The organism is Nocardia halotolerans (assembly GCF_042650145.1).
Classification (GTDB): domain Bacteria; phylum Actinomycetota; class Actinomycetes; order Mycobacteriales; family Mycobacteriaceae; genus Nocardia; species Nocardia halotolerans.
The window spans coordinates 530,828-555,118 of the sequence record NZ_JBHSDL010000014.1 but is presented as its reverse complement, the minus strand read 5'-3'; the positions used below and the strand labels follow the sequence as shown (position 1 = coordinate 555,118).

The 24,291-nt window shown below is 68.1% G+C and carries 23 protein-coding genes; 11 read left to right on the top strand and 12 right to left on the bottom strand.

The features are described 5' to 3' along the window. Window positions 1-409: 409 nt before the first annotated feature. Together ACFO5K_RS13150 and ACFO5K_RS13145 are read right to left on the bottom strand one after the other, a co-directional pair. The gene (locus ACFO5K_RS13150; protein WP_378561094.1) at window positions 410-1,387 is read right to left on the bottom strand and encodes a cation diffusion facilitator family transporter; all 978 of its coding nucleotides are present in this window, start codon (window positions 1,385-1,387) and stop codon (window positions 410-412) included. A gap of 208 nt (window positions 1,388-1,595) precedes the next feature. Further along, window positions 1,596-1,931 (bottom strand): hypothetical protein, encoded by a 336-nt coding sequence (locus tag ACFO5K_RS13145; protein WP_378561091.1) that lies wholly within the window; start codon window positions 1,929-1,931, stop codon window positions 1,596-1,598. 393 nt (window positions 1,932-2,324) lie between these two features. Here ACFO5K_RS13145 and ACFO5K_RS13140 point away from each other — a divergent pair, with 393 nt between their 5' ends. Both ACFO5K_RS13140 and ACFO5K_RS13135 read left to right on the top strand, forming a co-directional pair. Beyond that, on the top strand, window positions 2,325-3,947 hold the full coding sequence (locus ACFO5K_RS13140) for an N-acetylmuramoyl-L-alanine amidase (protein WP_378561088.1): 1,623 nt from the start codon (window positions 2,325-2,327) through the stop codon (window positions 3,945-3,947). 314 nt (window positions 3,948-4,261) lie between these two features. Next, entirely contained in the window at window positions 4,262-5,287 is a 1,026-nt protein-coding gene (locus ACFO5K_RS13135) for a CobW family GTP-binding protein (RefSeq protein ID WP_378563794.1), read from the top strand. Here the strand turns inward: ACFO5K_RS13135 and ACFO5K_RS13130 are convergent. The 3 genes from ACFO5K_RS13130 to ACFO5K_RS13120 are packed head-to-tail and all read right to left on the bottom strand — an operon-like array spanning window position 5,284 to window position 8,238. After that, entirely contained in the window at window positions 5,284-5,715 is a 432-nt protein-coding gene (locus ACFO5K_RS13130) for a molybdenum cofactor biosynthesis protein MoaE (RefSeq protein ID WP_378561085.1), read from the bottom strand. The genes ACFO5K_RS13135 and ACFO5K_RS13130 overlap by 4 nt on opposite strands. Further along, window positions 5,708-7,036, bottom strand: a complete 1,329-nt coding sequence (gene moaC, locus ACFO5K_RS13125) for a cyclic pyranopterin monophosphate synthase MoaC (RefSeq protein WP_378561082.1) — start codon at window positions 7,034-7,036, stop codon at window positions 5,708-5,710. The genes ACFO5K_RS13130 and moaC overlap by 8 nt, the downstream gene beginning before the upstream one ends. Continuing rightward, a complete protein-coding gene (locus ACFO5K_RS13120) occupies window positions 7,033-8,238 on the bottom strand; it encodes a molybdopterin molybdotransferase MoeA (protein WP_378561079.1) in 1,206 nt (401 codons plus the stop codon). Before ACFO5K_RS13120 ends, moaC begins: the two co-directional genes overlap by 4 nt. A gap of 142 nt (window positions 8,239-8,380) precedes the next feature. Here ACFO5K_RS13120 and moaA point away from each other — a divergent pair, with 142 nt between their 5' ends. Both moaA and ACFO5K_RS13110 read left to right on the top strand, forming a co-directional pair. Then, on the top strand, window positions 8,381-9,439 hold the full coding sequence (gene moaA, locus ACFO5K_RS13115) for a GTP 3',8-cyclase MoaA (RefSeq protein WP_378561076.1): 1,059 nt from the start codon (window positions 8,381-8,383) through the stop codon (window positions 9,437-9,439). Beyond that, window positions 9,432-9,674, top strand: coding sequence for a MoaD/ThiS family protein (locus ACFO5K_RS13110; protein WP_378561073.1), 243 nt, complete (start codon window positions 9,432-9,434; stop codon window positions 9,672-9,674). The genes moaA and ACFO5K_RS13110 overlap by 8 nt, the downstream gene beginning before the upstream one ends. Before the next feature lie 14 nt (window positions 9,675-9,688). On the opposite strand, the gene nadE is transcribed toward ACFO5K_RS13110, so the two are convergent. Beyond that, window positions 9,689-10,513 carry an ammonia-dependent NAD(+) synthetase gene (nadE, locus tag ACFO5K_RS13105; RefSeq protein ID WP_378561070.1) on the bottom strand — a complete coding sequence of 275 codons (825 nt, stop codon included), beginning with the start codon at window positions 10,511-10,513 and terminating at the stop codon, window positions 9,689-9,691. A 6-nt stretch (window positions 10,514-10,519) separates the two neighbouring features. After that, window positions 10,520-11,179 (bottom strand): TetR/AcrR family transcriptional regulator, encoded by a 660-nt coding sequence (locus tag ACFO5K_RS13100; protein ID WP_378561067.1) that lies wholly within the window; start codon window positions 11,177-11,179, stop codon window positions 10,520-10,522. Window positions 11,180-11,275: 96 nt separating this feature from the next. Between ACFO5K_RS13100 and ACFO5K_RS13095 the strand changes: the two genes are divergently transcribed. The 4 genes from ACFO5K_RS13095 to nrdE all read left to right on the top strand — a co-directional run bounded on the left by ACFO5K_RS13095 (window position 11,276) and on the right by nrdE (window position 15,102). Next, window positions 11,276-11,845: an NAD(P)H-dependent oxidoreductase gene (locus ACFO5K_RS13095; RefSeq protein WP_378561064.1), complete on the top strand. Its 570-nt coding sequence runs from the start codon at window positions 11,276-11,278 to the stop codon at window positions 11,843-11,845. 387 nt (window positions 11,846-12,232) lie between these two features. Beyond that, a complete protein-coding gene (nrdH, locus tag ACFO5K_RS13090; protein ID WP_378561061.1) occupies window positions 12,233-12,466 on the top strand; it encodes a glutaredoxin-like protein NrdH in 234 nt (77 codons plus the stop codon). A 24-nt stretch (window positions 12,467-12,490) separates the two neighbouring features. After that, complete coding sequence (gene nrdI, locus ACFO5K_RS13085) at window positions 12,491-12,961, top strand: class Ib ribonucleoside-diphosphate reductase assembly flavoprotein NrdI (RefSeq protein WP_378561058.1); 471 nt, start codon at window positions 12,491-12,493, stop codon at window positions 12,959-12,961. Window positions 12,962-13,020: 59 nt separating this feature from the next. Then, window positions 13,021-15,102 (top strand): class 1b ribonucleoside-diphosphate reductase subunit alpha, encoded by a 2,082-nt coding sequence (gene nrdE / locus ACFO5K_RS13080; RefSeq protein WP_378563790.1) that lies wholly within the window; start codon window positions 13,021-13,023, stop codon window positions 15,100-15,102. 52 nt (window positions 15,103-15,154) lie between these two features. Here the strand turns inward: nrdE and ACFO5K_RS13075 are convergent, their stop codons facing one another. The 3 genes from ACFO5K_RS13075 to ACFO5K_RS13065 form a co-directional block, all read right to left on the bottom strand. Continuing rightward, window positions 15,155-15,595 carry a hypothetical protein gene (locus ACFO5K_RS13075; RefSeq protein ID WP_378561055.1) on the bottom strand — a complete coding sequence of 147 codons (441 nt, stop codon included), beginning with the start codon at window positions 15,593-15,595 and terminating at the stop codon, window positions 15,155-15,157. Between the two features lie 59 nt (window positions 15,596-15,654). Beyond that, window positions 15,655-17,136, bottom strand: coding sequence for an endoglycoceramidase I (locus ACFO5K_RS13070; protein ID WP_378561052.1), 1,482 nt, complete (start codon window positions 17,134-17,136; stop codon window positions 15,655-15,657). Window positions 17,137-17,341: 205 nt separating this feature from the next. Beyond that, the gene (locus ACFO5K_RS13065; RefSeq protein ID WP_378561049.1) at window positions 17,342-18,334 is read right to left on the bottom strand and encodes an LLM class F420-dependent oxidoreductase; all 993 of its coding nucleotides are present in this window, start codon (window positions 18,332-18,334) and stop codon (window positions 17,342-17,344) included. A gap of 458 nt (window positions 18,335-18,792) precedes the next feature. On the opposite strand from ACFO5K_RS13065, the gene mgtE reads away from it, so the two are divergent. Beyond that, window positions 18,793-20,247 carry a magnesium transporter gene (mgtE, locus tag ACFO5K_RS13060; RefSeq protein ID WP_378561046.1) on the top strand — a complete coding sequence of 485 codons (1,455 nt, stop codon included), beginning with the start codon at window positions 18,793-18,795 and terminating at the stop codon, window positions 20,245-20,247. Between the two features lie 3 nt (window positions 20,248-20,250). On the opposite strand, the gene ACFO5K_RS13055 is transcribed toward mgtE, so the two are convergent. Then, a complete protein-coding gene (locus tag ACFO5K_RS13055; protein WP_378561043.1) occupies window positions 20,251-21,228 on the bottom strand; it encodes a peptidase in 978 nt (325 codons plus the stop codon). Between the two features lie 238 nt (window positions 21,229-21,466). On the opposite strand from ACFO5K_RS13055, the gene ACFO5K_RS13050 reads away from it, so the two are divergent. Further along, window positions 21,467-23,011, top strand: coding sequence for a sodium-dependent transporter (locus tag ACFO5K_RS13050; RefSeq protein WP_378561040.1), 1,545 nt, complete (start codon window positions 21,467-21,469; stop codon window positions 23,009-23,011). Then, window positions 23,011-23,118 (top strand): methionine/alanine import family NSS transporter small subunit, encoded by a 108-nt coding sequence (locus ACFO5K_RS13045; protein WP_378561037.1) that lies wholly within the window; start codon window positions 23,011-23,013, stop codon window positions 23,116-23,118. The genes ACFO5K_RS13050 and ACFO5K_RS13045 overlap by 1 nt, the downstream gene beginning before the upstream one ends. Before the next feature lie 65 nt (window positions 23,119-23,183). On the opposite strand, the gene ACFO5K_RS13040 is transcribed toward ACFO5K_RS13045, so the two are convergent. Then, window positions 23,184-24,125: a peptidase gene (locus tag ACFO5K_RS13040; protein ID WP_378561034.1), complete on the bottom strand. Its 942-nt coding sequence runs from the start codon at window positions 24,123-24,125 to the stop codon at window positions 23,184-23,186. Window positions 24,126-24,291 lie beyond the last annotated feature (166 nt).

The window sequence follows — 24,291 nt, the reverse complement described above, 5'->3', positions numbered from 1 at the left end:
TCTCAGAAGGCTCTCATGAGGTGTTAAGGAACTGCGCGTACTGCACGAAAAGGCCAGGTGGTGATAGGTTTATGAGCCAACTGTTACCCCCGTCACCAAATTGATGAAACCGTAACTCGGGCCGAATCGACGTCGATATGCCATTCGTAAGCCAGCTCCGGCTGGGCCCATGCGAGAAACAGAGGAATTACTATGATCCCCGTTATCATCGACACCGGTAGCGCCGCCCTGAACGGCCTCTTCGACACCTTCGGTGCCGCCCTGCACGGTCTGGTCGACACCCTGTGGACCGGCTCGTTCGGCGGCTGATAAAGCCTCACAAGTCGCAATAGCGACCAGGTCCGCCATCGCGCGTGACCGACGCGAAAGGCCCCGCACCGACCAGGTGTGGGGCCTTCTGCCGTTTCGCTCAGTGCGCGTGCGGCGCCTTTCCCGGCGATACGTGTTTCGGGCTGTGTGAGTCGCCGCAGGGATGGGTGTTGCTGTCACGGATACCGATGTCGAGAACCTGTGGGCCGGCGTGATCGACCTGCAGGGTGACGTGCTCGATGTGGTGGTCGTGCGCGAGCATGTGCGCGATGTCCTCGCGGACCGCGTGGCAGTCGTTGCCCGGCTCCACCAGTACGTGCGCGGAGAGGGCGGGCGAACCCGAGGTGATCTCCCAGATGTGCAGGTCGTGCACCTCGGTGACATGCTCGCGGGCGGCCATGTCGCGACCGATCTGCGCGGGGTCCAGGTGCTCGGGGGCGGCCTCGAGGAAGATGCGGCTCGACGCGCGGATCAGCCCGAGGCCGGCCCGGATCATCAGCGCGACCACGATCAGGGTGGCGACCACATCGGCCTGCACCCAGCCGGTCAGGATGATGACCAGGCCGGCGGCGGCGGTGGCGATGAACGCGAACAGATCGTTGAGGATGTGCTGGTAGGCGCCCTCGACATTGAGACTGGTCCGATCGGCCCGGCTGATCATCCAGGTGGCGAGCAGATTCACGGCGACACCGACCAGTGCGGTGATCAGTACCAGGACCCCGTGCACCTCCGGCGGCTCGAACAGCCGGCGGATGGCCTCGTAACCGAGCCACAGTGCCAGTAGCAGCAGGGTGAGTCCGTTGGCCTGGGCCGACAGGATCTCCACGCGTTTCCAGCCGAACGTCATCCGGCCGGTCGCCGGTCGCGCCGCGAGCCGGATCGCCCACAGTGCCAGCGCGATGGAGGCGGCGTCGGTGGTCATGTGCGCGGCATCGGAGAGCAGTGCCAGTGAATCGGCGATGACGCCGACGATCACCTCGCCGATCAGGAACGTGACGATCAGCGCCAGCGCGCCGGCCAGCCAGCGCCGATCGCTGTCTGCCGATACCCCGTGGTCGTGTCCATGTCCTGCGCCCATCGTTTCCCCTCTTTCGGTGTTCGATCGCCGCAATCATATGCACACATCGCTATGTGTGCAATTCTGTTGCCGTCGCGATGCTGGTGGAGTGACATCGACGCTGGTCAACGGCATCCGGTAGTGCGCGGGCGCGCGGAATCCACCCTATGCCGGAGTGGCGAGGGGTGGGGGAGTCACCTGTGTGCGGCGCGGATCGGCGCCGGGTGGATCAATCCTGTTCGGGCCACTCGTCGGCGACGATCAGCCGCCCGGTGCGCAGCAGATGTGCGTACTGTTCGGCGACCAGCTCGCTCGGGTAGGTCGGCCAGCACGACACCGCGGCGGTCGCCTTGTCGATGACATACACCGAACCGGGCACGACGACCGGTCGATCGGGCGGCGCGTGCGTCGGGTCGACGACGTGCACGGTGAAACCCTGCGCGAATTCGACGATGCGGCGTTCGGTGCCCGGTGCCGCGGTGGGCAGGTGACGGTCCGCGATGCCGGCGGCCTCGGCCTGATCGACCGGCGTGTGTGCGCCGGTCGGAAATGCATGGATGTCCACGTGTTCGCTCCTCGCCCGCGATTGTCGTCGTCCGGACGCGATCGCGTGGCGGGTTCGGGCGAAGTCGGGAAACGGGCGAGCCCGGCGGCCCTGCTCCCCCCTCCTGGAGCAGGCCCGGCCGGGCTCGCGAGAACTACTCTCCGGCACCGGCCCAGCAGGATTCTGAAGAGTCGCTTAACGGACGCGGGCGCCCGCGATTGCCGGAAATTGTCTGATCCGCCGAATCGCGGCCGGATCTGAACGCGCGACCAATGCGGAGCGGTTCTTTCCTGGCTGTTGCATTTCGATAACGGTGCTTGCTCTGAGGTTGCTGTGTTGCGAGAGTAAACCACTGGGTTTGGTGTTACCAATGGGAAGGGAGGGGTGCTCCGTTTCCGGGGCGCCGACCGAAACATGCAACCAAACATCATCAAGGCCGGACTCTGCTCCGCTGTCTCCGCCGCAGTCGTGGTGTCACTGTCCGGGCTCGTGCCCGTGACCGCCCACGCCGCGCCCGAGCCGAGCACCGGCGACCAGCTCGCAGGCAAGACGATCTTCCTCGACCCCGGCCATCAGGGCACCGCGCACGCGCAGGACCTCGCCCGCCAGGTCGACAACGGCCGCGGCGGCACCAAGGACTGCCAGACCACCGGCATGACGTCACTGCACGGCGTCCCCGAACACACCATCAACTGGGACGTCGCCCAGCTGGTGCAGGAGTCGTTGCGGGCGCTGGGTGCCGAGGTGGTGCTCAGTCGCACCGACGACACCGGCTGGGGCGGCTGTGTGGACGACCGTGCGCGCGCCGCCAACGAATCCGGCGCCGACGTGGCGGTGAGCATCCACGCCGACAGCGCCGCACCCGAGCAGCGCGGCTTCCACCTGATCGTGCCGCAACTGCCCATCCCCGACCCCGCCGCCCAGCAGGCGCAGGCCGGACCCGGCCTGGCCGCGTCCAACGCGGTGCGCGACGCGTACGTCGCCGCGGGCATCCCCACCGCCGACTACGCCGGTGCCACCGCGGGCTTGCAGACCCGCGCCGACGTCGCCGGTCCCGCCCTGACACGGGTACCGCTCGTCTTCGTCGAGATGGGCAACGGGGCCAACCCCGAGGACGCGGCCCTGCTGGAATCCCGCGAAGGCCAGTTGAAGCACGCGGTGGCCATCGCGACGGGCGTCGTCGGCTTCCTGCTGAACAAGCCCGTGACGAAGGCACCCCAACTCGTCCCGGCCCAAGCGACCACGCCGTCGACCCCCGCCCAGGAACCCCTGGAGCCCGGCGCCGCCGCGGACCCGACCACCACCACTGCTCCCGCACAGCAGCCGATCGAGCCGGGCGAAGCCGCTGATCCGGCGACAGTGCCTGGCTCGAAGTCGGGCGAGGCTGCGGACCCGGCGACAGCGCCCGGCTCGAAGTCGGGCGAGGCTGCGGACCCGGCGACAGCGCCCGGCTCGAAGTCGGGCGAGGCTGCGGACCCGGCGACAGCACCCGGCTCGAAGTCGGGCGAGGCTGCGGACCCGGCGACAGCACCCGGCACGAAGTCGGGCGAGGCCGCCGACCCGGCGACAGCACCCGGCACGAAGTCGAGTGAGGCCGCCGACCCGGCGAGCCCGCCCGCGCGGCCGGGAGTATCGACCGGGTCGGCCGGTTCGTCGCCGAACGAGCCCGGTGATCAGGCGCCGCCCGTCGAAGACCCGGCGCCCCCGGCGGTCGCCCCGGCCCGCGCCCCGGTCAGCGACCGTGTCCCGTCGGCCCGTTCCGGCATCCAGGTCCGCACCGCGCCCCCCGGCGGCGCTGCTCCGGCACCGGCGCCCACCCCGCGCGAACGCGGTACCAGCCCGAAGGCCCAGTCCACTCCCGACGAGTCGGTTCCGGACATCTCCTCGCTGAGCAGTTCCCTGGGTGGCCCGGTGCTCACCGTCATGAACCTGCTGATGCCGATGGCTCAGTCCCTCGGCATGGACAACACCGCCATCACCAACCAGCTGATCAATCTCGCATACACACTGGTAGGGATCGTTTTCGGTCCCGAATAGTCCAGCACCGCGCAGCCGCCCCTCGCAGGTGAGGGGCGGCTGTGTCGTGTCGGCACGGAGCTGGGTGTCCTCGCGGACTCGACCGGCCCGACTCGCGAGCGAGTGCCTGCGGCGCGAAGAGGGCACAGACACGCCGAGCTCACGCCGGCTCAGCAGCCGTTCTCGGCGACGAGCCTGTCTCATCGAGCAGCACCCGCCCTCGGCGACGGCGGCTTTCGGCGTTCTGACGACAGCGCTGACCAGCGCACTTGCGCTCGGATCGGTCAGCGGCGGGCTCGCCCGGGTGCGGGTGGCACCATGGACCGGTGATTCCTGTGGTGATCGTCGCTGGGTTCCTGGGGTCGGGGAAGACCACGCTGCTGAACTATCTGCTGCGCAACAATCGTGGCACCCGGATCGGTGTGGTGGTCAACGATTTCGGGGCGGTGAACATCGACGCGATGCTGGTGGCCGGCCAAGTAGACGCGATGGTGTCGCTGGGCAACGGGTGCGTGTGCTGTGCGGTGGACGTGTCCGAACTCGACGACCTGTTCGCCCAGTTGGCCCAGCCGCGCAGTGCGGTGGATGTGATCGTGGTGGAGGCCAGCGGGCTGGCCGAACCCCGGAATCTGATCAGGATGGTGGTGGCGAACCCGAATCCGCGGATCGCATACGGCGGGCTGGTGGAGGTCGTCGACGCGCAACTGTTCGGTGAGACGAGCGACCGTCACCCCGAACTGGTCACCCACCTGCGCCTGGCCGACCTGGTGCTGGTGAACAAGGCCGACCTGGTCTCGGCCGAGGCGCTGGCCGGCTTACGCGAGCAAGTGCGGGAGTGGGTGGGCCAGGTGCCGGTCCACGCCACCACGCACGGCCGCGTCGACCCCGGCCTGCTGTTCGACGATCGCGCCCCGGCGGAGCCGAAAGTGGCCCAGCAGTTGAGCTTCGACGCCCTGCTCGACGAGCACGACCACGACCACGACGACCCCGCGCACCGTCATCTGCACGACGAATACGCCTCGGTGTCGTTCACCAGCGAGCACCCTCTCGACCCTCGCGCGCTGGTCGACTTCCTCGAAGACCCGCCACCTGGCCTGTTCCGCGCCAAGGGTTACGTGAGCTTCGCGGTGGCGGGGGAGCGGCGCAAATTCGAGCTGCACCTGGTGGGCAGGCATGTGGTGTTCACGCCGGGTACCTGGGCACGCGGCGAACAGCGGGTGACGAACCTGGTGCTGATCGGCAGCGGCCTCGACGCCGAAGCGGCACGCAAGAGGTTGGCCGCCACGGTGTTCGACGGCGCAGCACTCTTGGACGGGCAGGCGATGCTCCCGGTCTGGCGATACACCCCGAGCGTGGTCTAACCGCAGGCGTTGACCCATTCCGACAGCCCGTCGGCGAACAGCTGCCGTTTCCAGATCGGCACCTCGTGTTTGATGCGGTCCACGAGTTGATGACACACAGTGAACGCTTCGGCCCGGTGCGGGGCGGCCACGGCCACCACGATCGCGAGATCACCGATGGTGAGCGAACCGATGCGGTGCACCGCGGCGACGGGCAGCCCACTGGCGGTGGAGACTTCGGCGCACACCGCGCGCAGGAACCGTTCGGCCTGTGGGTGCGCCGAGTACTCGAGTGACGAAACCTCCTGACCGCCATCGTGGTTACGTACCTTGCCGGTGAAAACGACCACCGCGCCGAATTCCGGTCCGTCCACGGCGTTCTCGACCGCCACGGGGTCGAGATCCTGATCACTGATCGCGGTCAACCGGACCGAGCCGGGGTCATTCATGGTTGCCGCCTCCGGCTACTTGCGCGAGCAGATGGTCCAACAGCGGCTCCAGCACGGCGATGCCGTCCTTCACGCCGCCGGGGGAGCCGGGCAGGTTGACCACCACGCTGCTCCCGGCGAGCCCGGCCACCCCGCGGCTGAGCGCGGCGAGTGGGAACTTCGCGGTGCCCCGCTGCCGGATGGCCTCGGCCACACCGGGCAGCTCGCGGTCGAGCACCGCGTGCGTGGCCTCGGGAGTCGCGTCGGTGGGCGAGGCGCCGGTGCCGCCGGTGGTGACGACCAGAGCGGGCGCCGCGCTCAGGGCGTCGGCCAGCCCGGCGGCGATCTCGGCGTCGGCGTAAACCAGCGGACCGCGCACCGAGAAACCCTGTGCGGTCAGCCATTCGGTGAGTACCGGCCCGGTGGTGTCGGTGCGTGTCCCCGCCGCGGCACCGGTGGAGGCCACCAGCACCACCGCGGTACGCGAATCATCACCGCCATGCTGCGCGGCGGCCCGTCCGTGCTGGTGCCCGCCCGTTTCACACCCACGTACCCCTGCCTCGCGCCCGCCCGTGGTCATGGACTCGTGCCCGCGTGTGGCCATGGATCGGTGTCCGTGCTCGGGTGCCGTCGTGCGATCGGCGGCTGACGGCGCGTCGGCGGCGGCTGATGGTGCGTCGGCGGCGGCTGATGGTGCGTCGGCGGCGGCTGATGGTGCGTCGGCGGCGGCTGATGGTGCGTCGGCGGCGGCTGATGGCGCGCCGGCGGCGGGCGACGGCGTGCCTGCGGCGGGCGACGGCGTGCTCGCCGCCGGTTCGGCGTCGGCCTGCGCTGGCCGGCTGAGCCGCTCGGCGCCGTCGGCGCCCCGCGATTCCGGCCGCACCCAATGCCCGTGCTTGCCACCTTCTTTGGTGACCAACCGCACCCCGTTCATCACCGCGGCCGGGTCCACGGCCTTCACCATGTCGTGCAGGGTGAGCCCCGCCACGGCCACGGCGGTGAGTGCCTCCATCTCCACCCCGGTCGGCCCCGTCGTCTTGGCTGTCGCCTCGACGGTGATGGTGGTCTCGGTGAACCCGAACTCCACCTTCACCGACGACAACGCCAGCTGGTGGCACAGCGGGATCAACTCGGAAGTCCGCTTGGCACCGGCGATTCCGGCCAGCCGTGCCGTCGACAGCACATCGGCCTTCGGCATGCCCTCGGCCCGCACCAACGCCACCACCTCGGCCGTGGTCTGCAATTCGCCTGCGGCAACGGCGATCCGGGTGGTGTCGGCCTTGGCGCTGACATCGACCATGCGGGCGCGACCTTCGCGGTCGACGTGCGACAACTCGCTCATAGCTTCAAGATTCGCACAGTTGCGCCGGTCGGCAACGAGGTGACCTCGGCCGGCACATCGACGAGCGCATCGGACCAGGCCATTCCGGCGATCAGATGTGAGCCGGGACCCGACACCACCTCGACGCCGTCGGCGTTCACCCGGCCACGCAGGTACTGGCGTTTGCCGGCGGGGGAGCGCACCGAGGTCAACAGGGTCGTTTCGCGGCTCTCGGGAGCCGGCAGGCCAGCCAGCGCGCGGATGGCCGGCCGGGCGAACACCGCGTAGGACACCATCGTGCTCACCGGGTTGCCCGGAAAACTGAGCACCGGCACGCCGTCGACCACGGTGTAGCCCTGCGGTCCGCCCGGCTGCACCGCGACCGGGCCGAAGGTTCCGCCCAGCGGCTGCAACACATCCTTGACCACCTCGAAGTCGCCCTTGGACACACCGCCGGAGGTGAACACCACATCGGCGCGCGCCACCGCCGAACGCAGCAGGTCGGTGAAGATCGCCGGGTCGTCGGTGCTGTGGGCCACCTCGAGCACCTCGACACCGTCGGCCTGCAGGGCGGCGGCCAGCGCGATGCCGTTGGAGTTGTAGATCTGTCCGGGCGCCAGCGCCGCACCCGCGGGCCGCAGTTCGTCGCCGGTGGTGAGACAGACCGCGCGCAGCCGGGTCAGCACGCCCACGGTGGGCAGTCCGACGGCGGCCAGCGCGGCGATGTGGCGGGGCGCGAGCACTGTCGCGGCCCGCGCCAGCAACTCGCCGGCCCGCACATCCGTGCCTGCCTCGCGCACGAACTCGCCACGGCCACGGCCCCGTTCGATCACGATCCGGGCGCCGTCGGCCTGCACGTCCTCCACCGGGATCACGCAGTCGGCGCCCGGGGGCAGCGGCGCACCGGTCATCACCTTCACGGCCGCACCCGCGGGCAGCGCTTCGGTACCCGGCCTGCCCGCCGCGATCACCCCGCCCACCGGCAGGGTCACCGGTGTGACGGCGACATCGGCGGCGCGTACCGCGTAACCGTCCATCGCCGAATTGCGGAACACGGGCAGATCGATCGGCGACGCCACATCTGCCGAGAGCGTGCGCCCGAGCGCGGCGGGTACCGGCACCTGTTCGTCCGGACGATCGGCGAGATGGGCCAGCAGCTCGGCAACGGTGTCGCGGTAGTCGTCGACGCTGCGCGCCGACACGGTGGCGGGCCGGGGAGTCATGATGCCAGCCTAATCGTCGCCGGACCCGCGGGTAGGGCCCGCGTGGCTCACCGCGACCGGGTGCGCGCGGTGAGCTGAAGAGTTCATGACCAATCGGCCCGCCGCCCCCGCCGCACTCGGGTCAACGGGTCATACTGGAAGGATGACGCTGGTCGAGATGGGGATTCCCGCTGTGCGATCGGAGCGGCCGTCGCTGGACGGCAGGCCCGAGACGCCGCTGCTCGTCGACCGCTTCGGCCGCATCGCCCGCGACCTGCGTGTCTCCATCACCGAGAAATGTTCGCTGCGCTGCACCTACTGCATGCCCGAGGAAGGTCTGCCGCCCATCCCGCGCGAGGAACTGCTCACCGCGACCGAGATCGTGCGGCTCGTTTCGCTCGCGGTGCGGGAACTGGGTGTGCGCGAAGTGCGCTTCACCGGCGGTGAACCGCTGATGCGCCGGGAGCTGGAGGAGATCATCGCCGGCTGCCACGCCGCGGTGCCCGGCACACCGCTGGCGATGACGACCAACGGGGTGGGCCTCGAACATCGGGTGCGCGCGCTCACCGAGGCGGGTCTGTCGCGGGTGAACGTCTCCCTCGACACCGTCGACCGCGCCGACTTCACCCGCCTCACCCGCCGCGACCGCCTCGAATCGGTGCTCAACGGCATCCGCGCCGCCCGCGACGCGGGACTGGCGCCGGTGAAGGTGAACGCGGTGCTGATGCGCGCGAACCTGGCCGGCGCGGCCGACCTGCTCGCCTGGTGCCTGGCCGAGGACTGTGAACTGCGGTTCATCGAGGAGATGCCGCTCGACGCCGACCACGAGTGGGCGCGTGATCACATGGTGACCGCCGCCGACCTGCTCGAGGTGCTCGGCACCCGTTTCGAGCTGACCCCCACCGCTCGCGCCGACCCGTCGGCACCGGCCGAGAAATGGCTGGTCGACGGTGGCCCAGGCACGGTCGGCATCATCGCCACCGTCACCCGCAAGTTCTGCGACAACTGTGACCGCACCCGGCTCACCGCCGACGGCATGCTGCGCTCGTGCCTGTTCAGCGACCAGGAGTTCGACGTGCGCAGCGTCCTGCGCTCGGGCGCCGACGACGCCGAGGTCGCCGAGCTGTGGCGGGGCGCGATGTGGCAGAAATGGGCCGGGCACGGTATCGATGCCGCCGGCTTCGTCCCTCCGGAACGCACGATGGGAGCCATCGGTGGTTGAGGTCCGCTACTTCGCCGCGATCGCCGACGCGGTGGGCAAGAACACCGAATCACTGGACCTGCCACCGGGCGCCACCGTCGCCGACCTCCGGGCGCGACTGGCCGCCACCTACGGCGCCGACGTCGACACGCTGGTGCGCGTGTGCGCCTTCCTCATCGGTGACGAACTCACCCGCGACCCGGCCGCCATGCTCCGCGAATCCGTCGACGTCCTGCCGCCGTTCGCGGGCGGCTAGCGGCTAGGTACTTCCTATTTCCACCAGGTGTCGAGCGGGGTGACCGGGACGGTGCGCTTGTGGCGGGTCTTGGTGAACAGTGATTCGACGCGGGCCGCGACCTCGTCGGTGACGTCCTTGCCCTCGAGGTAGTCGTCGATCTCGCTGTAGCGCACGCCGAGGGCGTCCTCGTCGGGCAGGGCCGGGCGGTCGTCTTCGAGGTCGGCGGTGGGGACCTTGGACCACAACCGGGAGGGTGCGCCGAGCTCCTGGAGCAGGGAGGCGCCCTGGCGTTTGGTGAGGCCGGTGAGCGGGGTCAGATCCACCCCGCCGTCGCCGTACTTGGTGAAGAAGCCGGTGACCGCCTCGGCCGCGTGATCGGTGCCGATCACGAGCAGGTGCTCCTGGCCGGCCAGCGCGTACTGGGCGACCATCCGCTCGCGGGCCTTGATGTTGCCGCGCACGAAGTCGCGCAGCAGCTCGTGGTCGATGGCACCGGCGACCTCCACCGACACCGCGTCGACGCTGGGGCGGATGTTCACCACCACGGTGCGATCGGGGTCGATGAAGTTCAGTGCGAGCTGCGCGTCGGGCTCGTCGGCCTGTACGCCGTAGGGCAGCCGGACCGCCAGGAACGTCGCATCGGCACCGTCGGCGCGCAGCTCTTCGACCGCGAGCTGGCACAGCCGGCCGGCCAGCGAACTGTCCTGCCCGCCGCTGATCCCGAGCACGAAGCCCTTGGCCGGGGTGGTGCTCAGGTATTCCTTGAGGAAGTCGACGCGGCGGCGCACCTCCTGCTTGGGCTCGATCTCGGGTCGCACACCCAGTTCGGCAATGATCTGTTCACGCAGTGTCCCCATGCCGTCTCACTCTACTTGGCGGACAGGAGGAACGACTCGGCGAACGAGCCATTCCCAGTTGTCGCCGATCCGCTCGCGCCGGTAGCCGAGCACCTCGATCTGGTGGATCACCAGTGCCGCCGACAGGGTGGCCAGCAGCGTGTCGGCGATCAGCCCGAGCTCACCGGTGACTCCCGCGGCGCGCAGTAGCAGCAGCACGTGGGCCCGGTGCAGGGCGTACGGGCCACCGGCGAAATGACCGTTCTGCTCGGCGGCGCGGTGTAGATCGCCCTCCACCTCGATGTCGAGCAGACGGGTTCGCCCGAACGCGATCAGCCGGTCGACCGGGGCGGCTTCGGGGCCCAGCGGCCCGGGCCCGAACATGAAGGCAGTCTGGAACTTCTGCTCGGAGTGGTCGAGCAGGGCCAGCATCAGCCCGGTGCGGTTGCCGAACCGGCGGAATATGGTGCCCTTGCCGACACCGGCGCGTTTGGCCAGCGCGTCCATCGTGAGCCCGGCGACGCCGTGCTCACGCACCAGCTGCTGGGCGGCGTCGAGCAGCAGCGCGCGGTTGCGTGCGGCGTCGGCGCGTTCGGCGGGTTCGGCGCTGCCGGGTAACGGTCGGGCGATCGGCCGGCCGATCGGCAGCGGGGACGGATCGTCCGATCTGGGTGTGGTGTAGCTCACGCCGCTCACACGTCCTCCCCGGGAAGTAATCGGACCACGGTCCGGTTAGTCTCTGATGAAACTTCGATCACCCCACTGACTACACCAGGAGTCGTCATGAGCGAGACCCGCATCCTTACTCTGGTCGGCAGCCTGCGCGCGGACTCGATCAACCGCCGCTTGGCCGAAGCCGCTGCCCAGACCGCACCCGAGGGTGTCGACATCGCGATCTACGAGGGTCTCGCGCAGATTCCGTTCTACAACGAGGACCTGGACGTGCCCGGTGTGGTGCCGGCGCAGGCGCAGGACCTGCGCGACGCCGTCGCCGCCGCCGACGCCGTCCTGCTGGTCACCCCCGAATACAACGGCACCGTGCCCGCCGTGCTGAAGAACGCCATCGACTGGGCCTCGCGCCCCTACGGCACCGGTGCGATCAAGGACAAGCCGGTGGCCGTGGTGAGCGCCTCGATGAGCCCGCGGGCCGGGGTGTGGGCGCACGGCGACACCGTGAAGGCGGTCGGCGTGGCCGGCGGGGCGGTCGTGGAGTCGGCTTCGGCGCAGTTCGCCACGATCGGCGAGCGGTTCGGGCAGGTCCACCCGGCCGAAGACGCCGAGGCGCTGACCCAGCTCGGCGCGACCGTGCACGAACTGATCGCCGCGGCGAACGGCACGTTCGTCTCGGCGTAGGCTGTCGGTGGCTCACAGGGGCGTCGCATCCATCGGGGATGCGGCGCCCCTGCGCTGTGCGCATGGTTTGCTGAAGACTCGCCGGTAGGCGAAATCGTGATCTGAGCCACTGTTCGCGCAGCTCGTCGATCGTCCGTCCTGCGACTTACCGGGTGGAAATTACATCTGTGCGACTCGCAACACCTTGTGTTGTACCAATCTGTCGGCCACTAGGTGTAGTGTCTTCGGTACTGGAGGGCGGTGTTGAGCCACCACTGATCGGACCCAAGGGAAGGGGTTGCGAGCAGGGCTTTCCTCGCCAGATCCAGGAGTTTGCGCAGCATCACCGTTCGTGCACTGCATACGGATCACAGGCTGTGGATCAGGCATAGGAGAGAGGGACTCTGAATGACCGTCACCGTGTACACCAAGCCCGCTTGCGTTCAGTGCAATGCCACTTACAAGGCACTCGACAAGGTCGGGGTGGACTACGACATCATCGACATCTCCGAGAACGCCGAGGCGCGTGACTACGTCATGGCACTCGGGTACCTGCAGGCGCCGGTCGTCGTCGCGGGCGAGGACCACTGGTCGGGCTTCCGCCCCGACCGGATCAAGTCGCTCGCCGTCGCGGCTGCCTAGGATTTTCGCCGCAAGGAGGCATCCATGCCCGAACGGACGACTCCGGGCGGGCTGGTCTACTTCTCCAGCGCTTCGGAGAACACTCATCGTTTCGTCGAGAAGCTGGACCTGCCGGCCACCCGGCTACCACTGCACACCGCTGAATCGCTGCGGATCGACGAGCCCTACGTGCTGATCACTCCCACCTACGGGGGTGGTCGGCACGTCATGGGTGGACAACGTCCCGACCGGGACCTCGTTCCGCGGCAGGTCGCCAAGTTCCTCAACGACCCGCACAACCGCGCGCTGCTGCGCGGGGTGATCGCGGCCGGGAACACGAACTTCGGCGATACCTACTGCGCTGCCGGTGACATCATCTCCCGCAAATGCGGGGTGCCGTACCTGTATCGCTTCGAACTCATGGGAACCGCTGAGGACGTCGCGCGCGTCCGAGAGGGATTGGGATTGTTTTGGCAACAGCAACCACTGCACCATCCGGCAAGACAGCACGCCTAGAACAGCCGGTGGTGCGCGGCGAGGCGGGTGAGGCGCTCGACTACCACGCCCTCAACGCCATGCTGAATCTGTACGGCCCCAACGGTGAGATCCAGTTCGACAAGGATCGTGAGGCCGCCAACCAGTACTTCTTGCAGCACGTGAACCAGAACACCGTCTTCTTCCACAACCTGGACGAGAAGCTGGACTACCTGGTCGAGGAGAACTACTACGAGACCGAGGTGCTCGAACAGTACGGTCGCCCCTTCGTCAAGCAGCTGTTCCAGAAGGCGTACGCGAAGAAGTTCCGGTTCCCCACCTTCCTCGGCGCGTTCAAGTACTACACCTCCTACACGCTCAAGACCTTCGACGGTAAGCGCTACCTGGAGCGGTTCGAGGACCGTGTCTGCATGGTCGCGCTCACGCTGGCCGCCGGTGACGAGGTGCTCGCGAGCAACCTGGTCGACGAGATCATCGACGGCCGCTTCCAGCCCGCCACCCCCACGTTCCTCAACTCCGGCAAGAAGCAGCGCGGCGAGCCCGTGTCGTGCTTCCTGCTGCGCATCGAGGACAACATGGAGTCCATCGGGCGCTCGATCAACTCCGCGCTGCAGCTGTCCAAGCGCGGCGGCGGTGTCGCGCTGCTGCTGAGCAACATTCGTGAGCACGGCGCGCCGATCAAGAAGATCGAGAACCAGAGCTCCGGTGTCATCCCGATCATGAAGCTGCTCGAGGACTCCTTCTCCTACGCCAATCAGCTCGGTGCGCGTCAGGGCGCGGGTGCGGTGTATCTGCACGCCCATCACCCCGACATCTACCGCTTCCTCGACACCAAGCGGGAGAACGCCGACGAGAAGATCCGCATCAAGACGCTCTCGCTCGGTGTGGTGATCCCCGACATCACCTTCGAACTGGCGCGCAACAACGAGGACATGTACCTGTTCTCGCCGTACGACGTGGAGCGCATCTACGGCAAGCCCTTCGCCGATGTCGACGTCACCGAGAAGTACTACGAGATGGTCGACGACAAGCGCATCCGCAAGTCGAAGATCAAGGCGCGCGAGTTCTTCCAGACCATCGCCGAGCTGCAGTTCGAATCGGGCTACCCCTACATCATGTTCGAGGACACGGTGAACCGGGCTAACCCGATCAAGGGCAAGATCACCCACTCGAACCTGTGCTCGGAGATCCTGCAGGTCTCCACCCCCTCGGAGTTCAACGACGACCTGTCCTACGCCAAGGTGGGCAAGGACATCTCGTGCAACCTGGGTTCGCTCAACATCGCCAAGGCCATGGACTCACCCGACTTCGGGCAGACCATCGAGACCTCGATCCGCGCCCTGACTGCGGTGTCGGATCAGACCCACATCTACTCGGTGCCCTCGATCGAGCAGGGCAACAACGAGTCCCACGCCATCGGCCTCGGCCAGATGAACCTGCACGGCTACCTCGCGCGTGAACGGGTCCACTACGGTTCCGAAGAGGGTGTCGATTTCACCAACATCTACTTCTACACCGTGGTCTACCACGCGATTCGGTCATCGAACCTGATCGCCAAGGAACGCGGCAGCGCCTTCGGTGGGTTCGCCGACTCCGAGTACGCCAGCGGTGCGTACTTCGACAAGTACACCGAGCGGGCCTGGGAGCCCGAGACCGACCGGGTCCGGCAGATCTTCGCCGACGCGGGCGTGCACATCCCCACCCAGGACGACTGGCGGGCGCTGAAGGCGTCGGTGCAGGAGTTCGGCATCTACAACCAGAACCTGCAGGCCGTACCGCCGACCGGGTCGATCTCCTACATCAACCACTCCACCAGCTCCATCCACCCGGTGGCGTCGAAGATCGAGATCCGCAAGGAAGGCAAGATCGGCCGCGTCTACTACCCGGCCCCGTACCTCACCAACGACAACCTGGAGTACTACCAGGACGCGTACGAGATCGGCTACGAGAAGATCATCGACACCTACGCCGCGGCCACCCAGCACGTGGACCAGGGCCTGTCGCTGACCCTGTTCTTCAAGGACACCGCCACCACCCGCGACCTGAACAAGGCCCAGATCTACGCCTGGCGCAAGGGCATCAAGACGCTCTACTACATCCGCCTGCGCCAGATGGCCCTCGAGGGGACCGAGGTGGAGGGCTGCGTCAGCTGCATGCTGTGAGCTGAGCCGACGGTGAAGGGCGGTCCCCCCCGGGGGGACCGCCCTTGTCGCGTCATCGGGCCGTACCGAAGAGGTCGAAGCAGGCCCAGCCGCCCCGGAACCACTGCCCGATCAGCTGCCAGATCGAGGGGTAGCTGCCGTCGGCGTAGCGCAATCGGAGTCCGTATGAGCACTTGCCGATCGTCGTCCGGGTGAGCCGTTGCACAACCGTCCGGTGCAGGAAGGACCCTCCGAGCCACACCAGGAGGCCGTACAGCACAGCCGTCTGACCGGGCGCGAGGTACCAGGCGGTGGCCCCGATCGCGGCGTGCAGAGCCATGTCGACGAGGAAGGCGGCGATCACCCCGGTCTCGTCGCCGCGGGAAGTGCGTGCGGTCAGCGGGAATTCATCCCTGGGGCGTGCGGTCTCCGGTGCTTCGGATGCGATGAACGCCGGTCGCTGCTCCGCGTCGCGCGCGTAGCCGCGGTACCCCGGCGGTGCTGCGTTGCTCATGCGGCTGAGCGTGGTCGACGTCGCTTAAGAAGTACCTGTTGTCGACCTTGTCTCCCTGATCACCGCGCTGCCGGTGATGGTCCGCCTGCGGAACCGGAAGACGGCCAAGGCAATCCGGAAGCTGATCCGGTGCCGCCGCCGACGGGTAGGTCGGCCCCCGCCGAGCCGGGGCGGTGGATTCGAACTGTGACCGGGTCGGTGCCATCGGCTTCCACCGTGACGATGCGGGCCTCGGGCGCCGAGGTGACTCGGCCGCCGCTGACCTCGACCTCGTAGCTGTCCGGATGGAAGAGGTCCGAGACATAGATCTCGGTCGGCGCCGAAGCTCGACGAGGGTGATACCGGTACGCGAAATCGCCTGTGCTGGAATCGAAGACCATGCTGTCGGGAGTGCCTGCCGTGGCCTGCGGGTAGGTGCGGACCAGTTCGCGGCCGAGATCGCCGCGGAAGGGATCGCCGTCGCCGGCGCTGTAGTGCCAGTAGTGCCAGCCGACGAAGCGCTCGTCGGCGCGAGAGGTGGTGTTGCGCAACACCGTCGGGTCGCCGTCGCCGAATTCGGTGACCATGGTCGGGATGTCGGTGCGCTCGGCGAACGCGTCGATGTTGGACCAGGTCACGTCCTGCTGGACCGGGCACAGGGCCCGCAGTTCCTCGGGTAGTCCGAGGTAGATGGCGAGTTGACTCGGGATGCAGTAGTCGTGCGGGGAGAACACGATGTTCGGGCTGGTGATGGGCGGATTCTTACCGAGGTGACTCGGCATCGCCTCGTTCCAGGTGACATTCGGTTCCCAGAACACCGGTACCTCGGCGTTGCGCGCCCGCACCGCGTCGGTCAGCTGTTGTAGCGCGCGTTGATATTTCGCGTCGAAGTCGGGGCAGCCGTCCGGGTAGCAGCTGAGAAACGCCGAGCCGGGCCACGGTTCGTTGAGCAGTTCGATGCCCAGCACGCTCGCGCGCCCGTTCATGCGTTCGGCGAGCGCTCCCAATGCCTGGCCGAGATGCTCGAGCACACCGAAGGTGTTGTTCCAGACTTCGTCCCACCCCTGGTTCATGCTCGGCATCAGGTAGTACAGCGGGAACCCGGGGTTGGGTTCTCCGTCCGACGGGCGGGCCCGGATCGCCCACTCGGGAAATCCGTTGCCGCCCCAAGAGTTCGACAGTCCGTCCTGATGGTTGTCGAGCAGTGTGTAGATGCCGCGCGCGGCGAGGGTGTCCACCACGCTCTCGACCCGGTCGAGGTAGGCGTGGTCGACGACGCCCTCGGTGGGCATCAAGCCGTCGAAGGACACACCCAGCCGGACGGTGTTGAAGCCGTGCCGGGCCAGGATCGCCGCGGACGCGTCGGTGAGCGTGAATCCGTCGCCTGGTTGCAGGTAGGGGGCTTCCTTGTCGACATTGTTCACTCCGTGGAGCAGGACCGTGCGCCCGTAGCCGTCGATCAGCTCGGCTCCGTCGGCGCGCAGGGGTGTCAGCTCGGTTGCCGGCTCGGCGGCCGCTTGCCCGCCCCCGGCGGCCGCTGCCGCGACCAGTGTCAGCGTCATCAGCCAGCGGATCGCGGCCCGCCTCCGGGGTTTCGAACCATCGGGTCGGTGTGTGCGGTGCGGTCTGGTCATCCCTGCTGCCCCTCGATCCCCAGATGGACACGTGTTCAGTTGAACGGTTGTCCAGCTCTGTTGGCGAGAGAACATAGCCGCACCGACCCGGTGTGGTCAAGGGCACACCGGATCGGCGCAGGAATGAGTGGGTTCAGCGCAACGCCGGGAGTACTTCGCTCTCGAAGAGCTCGATACTCGAAGTGTCGTAGGCGGCTTCGGGGAAGTAGAGGATCGCGTACGCCAGGCCCAGGTTCGCGACGGTGGTGAGCCGGTCGATGATCTGGGTGGGCGTGCCGACCGCCGGGCTCGTCGTGAATTGCTCGTGGACATAGGCTTTCGCCTCGTCGGCGCCGAGGAACGGGGTGTAGCGGTCGACGATCGCCGAGAGCCGCTGCTGCACTTCGGATTCGGTGTCGGCGACGATGGTGTTGAAGTTACCGGTGCGGGTGATGGCGGTGAAATCGGTGCCGACCTCGGCGCAATGCCCGCGCAGGACCTCGGACTTGTGCGCGAACTCCTCGGGCTCGGCGCTGAAGTTGGTGTAGTCGGCGTACTTCGCGGCGATCCGCAGCGTCTTCTTCTCGCCGCCGCCGGCGATCCAGATCGGAATGCCGTTGTCCTGCAGCGGGCGTGGCTGCACGATGGCGTCGTCGACCTGGTAATGCCTGCCGTCGAGGGTGGCGCGACCGGTCTGCCAGGCCTGCCGGAAGATCTGTACGCCCTCGTCGAGGCGGTCGAGACGGGCACCGGCCGGGGGGAATCCGTAACCGTAAGCGCGCCATTCGTGCTCGTACCAGCCCGCGCCGATCCCCATCTCCACGCGCCCACCCGAGATCAGGTCGACGGTGGCGGCGACCTTGGCCAGGTAGGCGGGGTTGCGATAGCTCATGGCGGTGCACATCTGTCCCAGCCGCACCCGCGAAGTGGTGGCGGCGAAGGCCGACATCAGCGTCCACGCCTCGTGGGTGGCCTCGTCGGTGGCGACGGGGGTGGTGTGGAAATGGTCGTACAACCAGATCGACTCCCAGTCGGTGCCCCGGTCGAACCGCTGGGCCAGCTCGCGCATCACCGACCACTGTCGCGCCGGTTCGATCCCGACCAGGTCGAGCCGCCAGCCCTGGGGAATGAAGATGCCGAACCGCACAGATTTCCTCCTGGGGAAGTCCGGCCACCCGTTGCGGCCGTCGAGGTTCACTGTCCCCAGTTCCGGGTGTCCGGGCAACCGAGTACTCACGCCCGGGCGTGATCGTGGTCACTGTGACCAGTGGTACTACAGGGTAAGGATGAAACAGTCGGGCCTCGCATGTACTCTTCCCACAGAGGGGTCTGCCTGTCCGGGCGTTCCCAGTGAAATCCGCACGGCGAAGGTCTGCGGCGACGACGAGGAGGTGGTGTTGCATGCGCAGCGAACCCCCTAGTCGAAGGCCGCGCGGCGTCGCCCCTGCACTCTCGCACTGAATTCTTTCCCGGCTCGTTCCGGTGGTCGTGCGTGAAGGTCGTGGCGGACGCCCGCGGTGTGCATCGCCGTCTCCCGATCCACTCCCGTAGCATCCCGTCGCCGTCGGCACGGGTATGCGCGTTGTCGCGCCAGAGGACTGCCCCATGTCGCAGATCGAACTCATCGAAGCACGTCACGTCCCCGCCGAAGACGCAGCACACGAACACCGTCCGGCCGAACCGGCCGCCGTGGTCACCGACGACGGTTCGGTGACCGAGGCGCTGGCCATCCTGTCGGAATCGGTGCGCGACATCGTCGAAACCCATCGGGTGACCGGTGCGATGGACTGGCTCGACAACCGGCCACCGCACGTGATCGCCGACGCGCTGGCCCGAATGGACGCCGTCCAGGCCGGAGTCGTGTTCCGGTTGCTGGACAAGGACCGCGCGATCACCGTGTTCGAGGAACTCGAGCCGGTCGACCAGCAGCAGATCCTGCAGGGCCTGCGCGAGAAGAGCTTCCGCGATCTCGTCGAGGCGATGGACCCCGACGACCGCGCCCGTATGCTGCACGAAGCCCCCGCCAAGGTGGCCAAGAAGGTGCTGGCCGGGCTGAGCCCGCGCGAGCGCCGGATGACGGCCACGCTGCTCGGTTACCCCGAGGGCTCGGTCGGGATGTACATGACCCCGGAGGTCGTCGCGCTGCCGGGCAATCTGACCGTCGCCCAGGCACTCACCCTGGTGCGGGCCAAGGGCGCCAACGCCGAAACCGTGTACACCCTGCCCGTCGTGGACCGTGGCCGCCGCCTCACCGGCATCGTGGAACTGCGCGAACTGGTGCTGCACGCGCCCGAGGCGATGGTGTCCGAACTCGTCGTCACCGAACCGCCGTTCGTGCGGGCCACCGACTCCGCGGAGAAGGCCGCGCGGCTGATGAGCTCCACCAACGACATCAACCTGGTGGTCGTCGACAGCGAGGACCGGGTGGTGGGGCTGCTCACCATCGACGACGCGATGGAAGTGCTCGAGGCCGCCGACAGCGAGGACGTGGCCAAGCAGGCCGGTTCGGCGCCGTGGGAGGGCCACTACATGGCCGCCAAGGTGTTCCAGCTGGCGCGCTACCGGGCGTTGTGGCTGATGCTGCTGTTGTTCGCGGCCACACTCACCGTCAGCGTCACCGATATCTTCGCCACCACCCTCGAGCAGGCGGCCAGCCTGGCACTGTTCATTCCGCTGCTCATCGGTGCGGGTGGCAACGCCGGGGCCCAGGCCGCCACCGCGTGTGTGCGTGCGCTGGCCGTCGGTGAGGTGCGGGTCTCGGACCTGTTGAAGGTGATCTGGCGTGAATGCCGGGTGGGGCTGGTGCTCGGCAGCATGCTGGCCGCGGCGGGCCTGCTGATCGGCACGGTGTTCGTCGGCCCGAAGATCGCGGTCGTCGTCGCCATCACCCTGGTGATCATCTGCGGCTGGGCGGCGACCATCGGCGGCACCATGCCGCTGCTGGCCAAGAAGTTCCGCATCGACCCGGCGGTGGTGTCGGCGCCGATGGTGACCACCCTGGTGGACGCGACCGGTCTGCTCATCTACTTCACCACCGCGAAACTCGTTCTCGGGATCTGATTTTCAGCGTTGCGGGAACAACGTGAGCACCGCTGACATCACGTCCCGGGCGACCTCGTCGGTGGCCGCGACCACCTCCACGATCGGTACCCGGGTGCCGAAAGCGGTGGACTCGGGCGGCAATTCGGGTCCCACCGCGGCGGTGTAGATGGGGATGGTGCGGTCATAGACCGACACCGACCGGTGCACGGTCCGGCCGTCGATGTGTTCTTCGGTGCTGTCGGCGGCCAGGTACTCGGGCACCCGGTACTCGTACCCGACGGTGATCTCCTGCCCGCGATAACCGAACAGGCACTGGGTGAGCCGCTGCTCCTCGTCGAGCACCGTGTCGGGCAATTTCGCGCGGACCGCGCAGGGGTCGGCGCCCAGCAGCACGGTGGGCACCGTGTCCGGCGAGGTGCCCTGTGGTGGGGACTGCCGCCACCGTTCGATCATGCCCGGCACCAGTTCGTCGGCGCGGGCGCACGGGTTCGTGCCGGGCGGGGTGGTCAGGCCGAGATAGAACGCGGCGCCGGCCGGGAACTGCGCGGTCGCGCCGCAGGACCGGGGCGCACCGGTGTCGCGGTCGGGAACCAGGCGCACGTTCGCCTCGCCGATTCGTTTGATATCGCCCTGTCCGGGCGGTAGTTCGGGCAGCAGCGTCGCGTGCCAGGTGAGTGTGGTGCCCGCACCCGGTACGTCGCTGTCGATGATGGCCCGGCACGAGTCGAGCCCGACGGTCACACTCTGGATCTCGCCGAGCGTTCGCAGTCGCTCGCGCGGCAGCACCGCACACACATCCACCTGCCGCGTCGCCTGGGCAACCGTGGCGCGCTGCTCGCGGTTCTGGGGCACCTGCGACCAGAATTCGGGCGGCGGGGCCGGGAGCACGGGCGAGGGCAGGGCTTCGCGGGTGGTGGGGGCGGTGGTGTCGTCCCCGTTGTCACCGCAGCCGCCGCAGACGAGCACGGCCACCGCGGCGAGTGCGGTGCTGCGCCACATCGCTGCCCCCTGTTGTCGGCGGAGCGGGTCGGTTCCGCACCCGCCTCCCGAGTCTGCCGCGCGGGCAACCGGCTCGCAAACGTGTGCTCCCGACCGATGTCGCGTTGTCACCGCAACGAAACCTCGCCCCGATCGAGACGTCGGTGTCACGCAATCCCGGGACCTCCTGCGCCCGGCTACTTACACTAAGGTCCTTCGCGCAACGAAGATCAACAGTCGCGAGCGGATGGAGAGTGCGATGACGGCACGACCCCGGGAACAATGGGGTACACGAGCGGGGTTCCTGCTCGCGGCGATCGGATCGGCGATCGGTCTGGGAAATATCTGGCGGTTCCCCTATATCGCCTACGAGAACGGCGGCGGCGCCTTCCTGCTGCCCTACCTCATCGCCCTGCTCTCGGCGGGTATCCCACTGCTGATCTTCGAATACACGATCGGCCACAAGTTCCGTGGCTCGCCGCCGCTGGCGTTCCGGCGGCTCTCGCGTTTCACCGAGTCGATCGGCTGGTGGCAGGTCGCGATCTGTTTCGTGATCGCGGTGTACTACGCGGTGATCATCGCCTGGGCCATCCGCTACGTCGGCTTCTCGGTCGGCCAGCAATGGGGTAGTGACCCCGGGGCGTTCTTCAACAACGACTTCCTGCACATCGCCGACCAACCGGGCTTCGCCGCCCCGTTCGTGCCCGGGGTGCTGTGGCCGCTGATCGCGGTGTGGGTGGTGACGCTGGGCGTACTCGCCTTCGGTGTGCGCCGCGGCATCGAGGCGGCCAACAAAATCTTCATTCCGCTGCTGGTCGTGCTGTTCCTGATCCTGGTGGTGCGCGCGCTGTTCCTGCCCGGCGCCCTCGACGGACTCGACGCGTTCTTCTCACCCGACTGGTCGAGTATCACCGACGGCAGCGTGTGGGTCGCCGCCTACGGGCAGATCTTCTTCTCGCTGTCGGTCGGCTTCGGCATCATGATCACCTACGCGTCGTATCTGAAGCGCAAGTCCGATCTCGGCGGTTCGGCGCTGGTCGCCGGCTTCGCCAACAGCTCCTTCGAGATCCTGGCGGGCATCGGCGTGTTCGCCACGCTGGGCTTCATGGCCCACCAGACGGGCGTGGCCGTGAGCGAGGCCGCCACCAGCGGGCCCGGGCTGGCCTTCGTCGCGTTCCCGACGATCATCTCCGAACTGTCCGCGGGCGCGGCCTGGTTCGGCATCCTGTTCTTCACCTGCCTGGTGCTGGCGGGGCTGTCCTCGCTGATCAGCATCGTGCAGGTGATCATCTCCTCGGTGCAGGACCGCACCGGCCTGGCGCGCGTACCCGCCGTGCTGATCGTCGGCGGCCTCACCGCCGCGGTCTCGATCGGGCTGTTCCCCACCCGCAACGGCCTGTACCTGCTCGATGTGGCCGACCACTTCATCAACCAGTACGGCATCGTCCTGGCGGCCTTCGTCGCGGTGATCCTGGTGGCCTGGGTGCTGCGCAAGCTCGACGTGCTCCAGACACACACCGACACGGTGTCGAACCTGAAGGTCGGGCGGCTGTGGATGGTGCTGCTCGGCGTGATCACCCCGCTGGTGCTGATGTGGATGATGATCGACAGCCTGCGCCAGGAGTTCGAGAAGAACTACGGCGACTACACCACCGACTACCTGCTCACCGCCGGCTGGGGCGTGGCGGGCGCGGCGATCGTGTTCGGTGTGGTCATGGCGCTGCTGCCCTGGCGCGGGCCCGGCACCGCTGATGACGAAGACAACTCCACCTCGGTGGAACTCACCAAGGAGGCGAAGTCCTGATGTCAGTTGGTGCGATCACGATGATGGTCATCTCGATCGTCGTGGTGTGGGGCGGACTCCTCGCCTCCATCGTGGCGTTCCGCCGCCACCCCGACGACGCGGAGTAACACCCACACCGACGACCGCAGCGCTTCGCGACATCCCGCGAAGCGCTGCGGTCGTGTCTGTGCCCTCAGGCGACGGGGAACAGTGTGAGTACTTGCCGCAGTACCTCGGTGGCCACCTCGGGTGAATCGGCGAACACGTCGACCACGGGCGCCGACGGCCCGAAATAGCTCGGCTCGCCGGGCAGGGCGGGCCCGACCACCACGGTGTAACTCGTGTCGTCGATCGAGTGGGCGGTGCGACCGTCCGGCATCTGCACGGTCGCGTCACCGAGCGGGCCCCGGTTCTCATAGCTCACCACGACATCGACACCGCGATAGGTGAATCCGCAGTTCTTCAATGTCGGCGAGCCGAACGGACCGGTGCCCTCCAGCAGGGCGCGCACCGCGCACGGATCGGCACCGTGCAGGACCGTCAGCTGAGTGTCGGGCGAACTGCCCTGCGGTGGTGCGGTCAGCCATCGCTCTACGGCCCCCGCCGCCACGGTTTCGAGCCGGGCGCACGGGTCGGTCGACGGGAATGTGGTGGCATCCAGGTACAGGGCGGCCCCGGCGGGGAAACGCGCGATCGCGCTGCAACTTCGCTCGGTCGCCGTCGGCGTGTGTTCCGGCATCAGCGACAGTGACGCCGCGCCGAGCGGGACCACCGAGGCACCGGGGCGCGGCACGTCGTCGAACATGATCATCGACGCCCAGTTCAATTCGTAGGTGTCGCTGCCTTCGCCGCCCAGTTCGACGCGGCACGAATCGGTTTGGTCGTTGACGACCTCGCGTACCGCCCCCAGCTCCGCCAGTTCGGTGCGCGGAACCAGCGCGCACACGTCGATGAGCCGGGCCCGCGTGGCGACTTCGGCCCGCTGCGCATCGGTCTGCGGGGCGGTGGACCAGTAGGAGGGGTCGACCGGCGGCGGCGTGGTGCTCGAAACGGGTTGGCGCGCTTGCCCGGTCGCGTCGGTGCCGCAGCCCGACAACGTCAACGCGGCAGCCGCGAGCAGAAGGAGATATCGCACGGTTGTTTTCCCTCTCGGCGTCGAGTGGTGGGGAAGTGGCGCGCGCATCGGCACGGAAAGTCCCCCTGGTGCGGGATGTGCCCGCTTCGTCCGGCCCGGCATCGGGCGCTTTCCAGTGCCAGTGTGCCGCAGCGCCGGCTCCGGTTCGACCCGAGCGGGCAGTGGT

Bases quoted from the DNA above. Each gene is read 5' to 3' on its own strand.
- mgtE (WP_378561046.1), top strand. From the start codon at position 18,793: ATGTCGCAGATCGAACTCATCGAAGCACGTCACGTCCCCGCCGAAGAC.
- moaA (WP_378561076.1), top strand. From the start codon at position 8,381: ATGACGCTGGTCGAGATGGGGATTCCCGCTGTGCGATCGGAGCGGCCG.
- ACFO5K_RS13045 (WP_378561037.1), top strand. From the start codon at position 23,011: ATGTCAGTTGGTGCGATCACGATGATGGTCATCTCGATCGTCGTGGTG.
- ACFO5K_RS13095 (WP_378561064.1), top strand. From the start codon at position 11,276: ATGAGCGAGACCCGCATCCTTACTCTGGTCGGCAGCCTGCGCGCGGAC.
- ACFO5K_RS13075 (WP_378561055.1), bottom strand. From the start codon at position 15,595: ATGAGCAACGCAGCACCGCCGGGGTACCGCGGCTACGCGCGCGACGCG.
- ACFO5K_RS13140 (WP_378561088.1), top strand. From the start codon at position 2,325: ATGCAACCAAACATCATCAAGGCCGGACTCTGCTCCGCTGTCTCCGCC.
- moaC (WP_378561082.1), bottom strand. From the start codon at position 7,036: ATGAGCGAGTTGTCGCACGTCGACCGCGAAGGTCGCGCCCGCATGGTC.
- ACFO5K_RS13150 (WP_378561094.1), bottom strand. From the start codon at position 1,387: ATGGGCGCAGGACATGGACACGACCACGGGGTATCGGCAGACAGCGAT.
- nadE (WP_378561070.1), bottom strand. From the start codon at position 10,513: ATGGGGACACTGCGTGAACAGATCATTGCCGAACTGGGTGTGCGACCC.
- ACFO5K_RS13050 (WP_378561040.1), top strand. From the start codon at position 21,467: ATGACGGCACGACCCCGGGAACAATGGGGTACACGAGCGGGGTTCCTG.
- ACFO5K_RS13055 (WP_378561043.1), bottom strand. From the start codon at position 21,228: ATGTGGCGCAGCACCGCACTCGCCGCGGTGGCCGTGCTCGTCTGCGGC.
- ACFO5K_RS13070 (WP_378561052.1), bottom strand. From the start codon at position 17,136: ATGACGCTGACACTGGTCGCGGCAGCGGCCGCCGGGGGCGGGCAAGCG.
- nrdI (WP_378561058.1), top strand. From the start codon at position 12,491: ATGCCCGAACGGACGACTCCGGGCGGGCTGGTCTACTTCTCCAGCGCT.
- ACFO5K_RS13130 (WP_378561085.1), bottom strand. From the start codon at position 5,715: ATGAATGACCCCGGCTCGGTCCGGTTGACCGCGATCAGTGATCAGGAT.
- ACFO5K_RS13120 (WP_378561079.1), bottom strand. From the start codon at position 8,238: ATGACTCCCCGGCCCGCCACCGTGTCGGCGCGCAGCGTCGACGACTAC.
- nrdE (WP_378563790.1), top strand. From the start codon at position 13,021: ATGCTGAATCTGTACGGCCCCAACGGTGAGATCCAGTTCGACAAGGAT.
- nrdH (WP_378561061.1), top strand. From the start codon at position 12,233: ATGACCGTCACCGTGTACACCAAGCCCGCTTGCGTTCAGTGCAATGCC.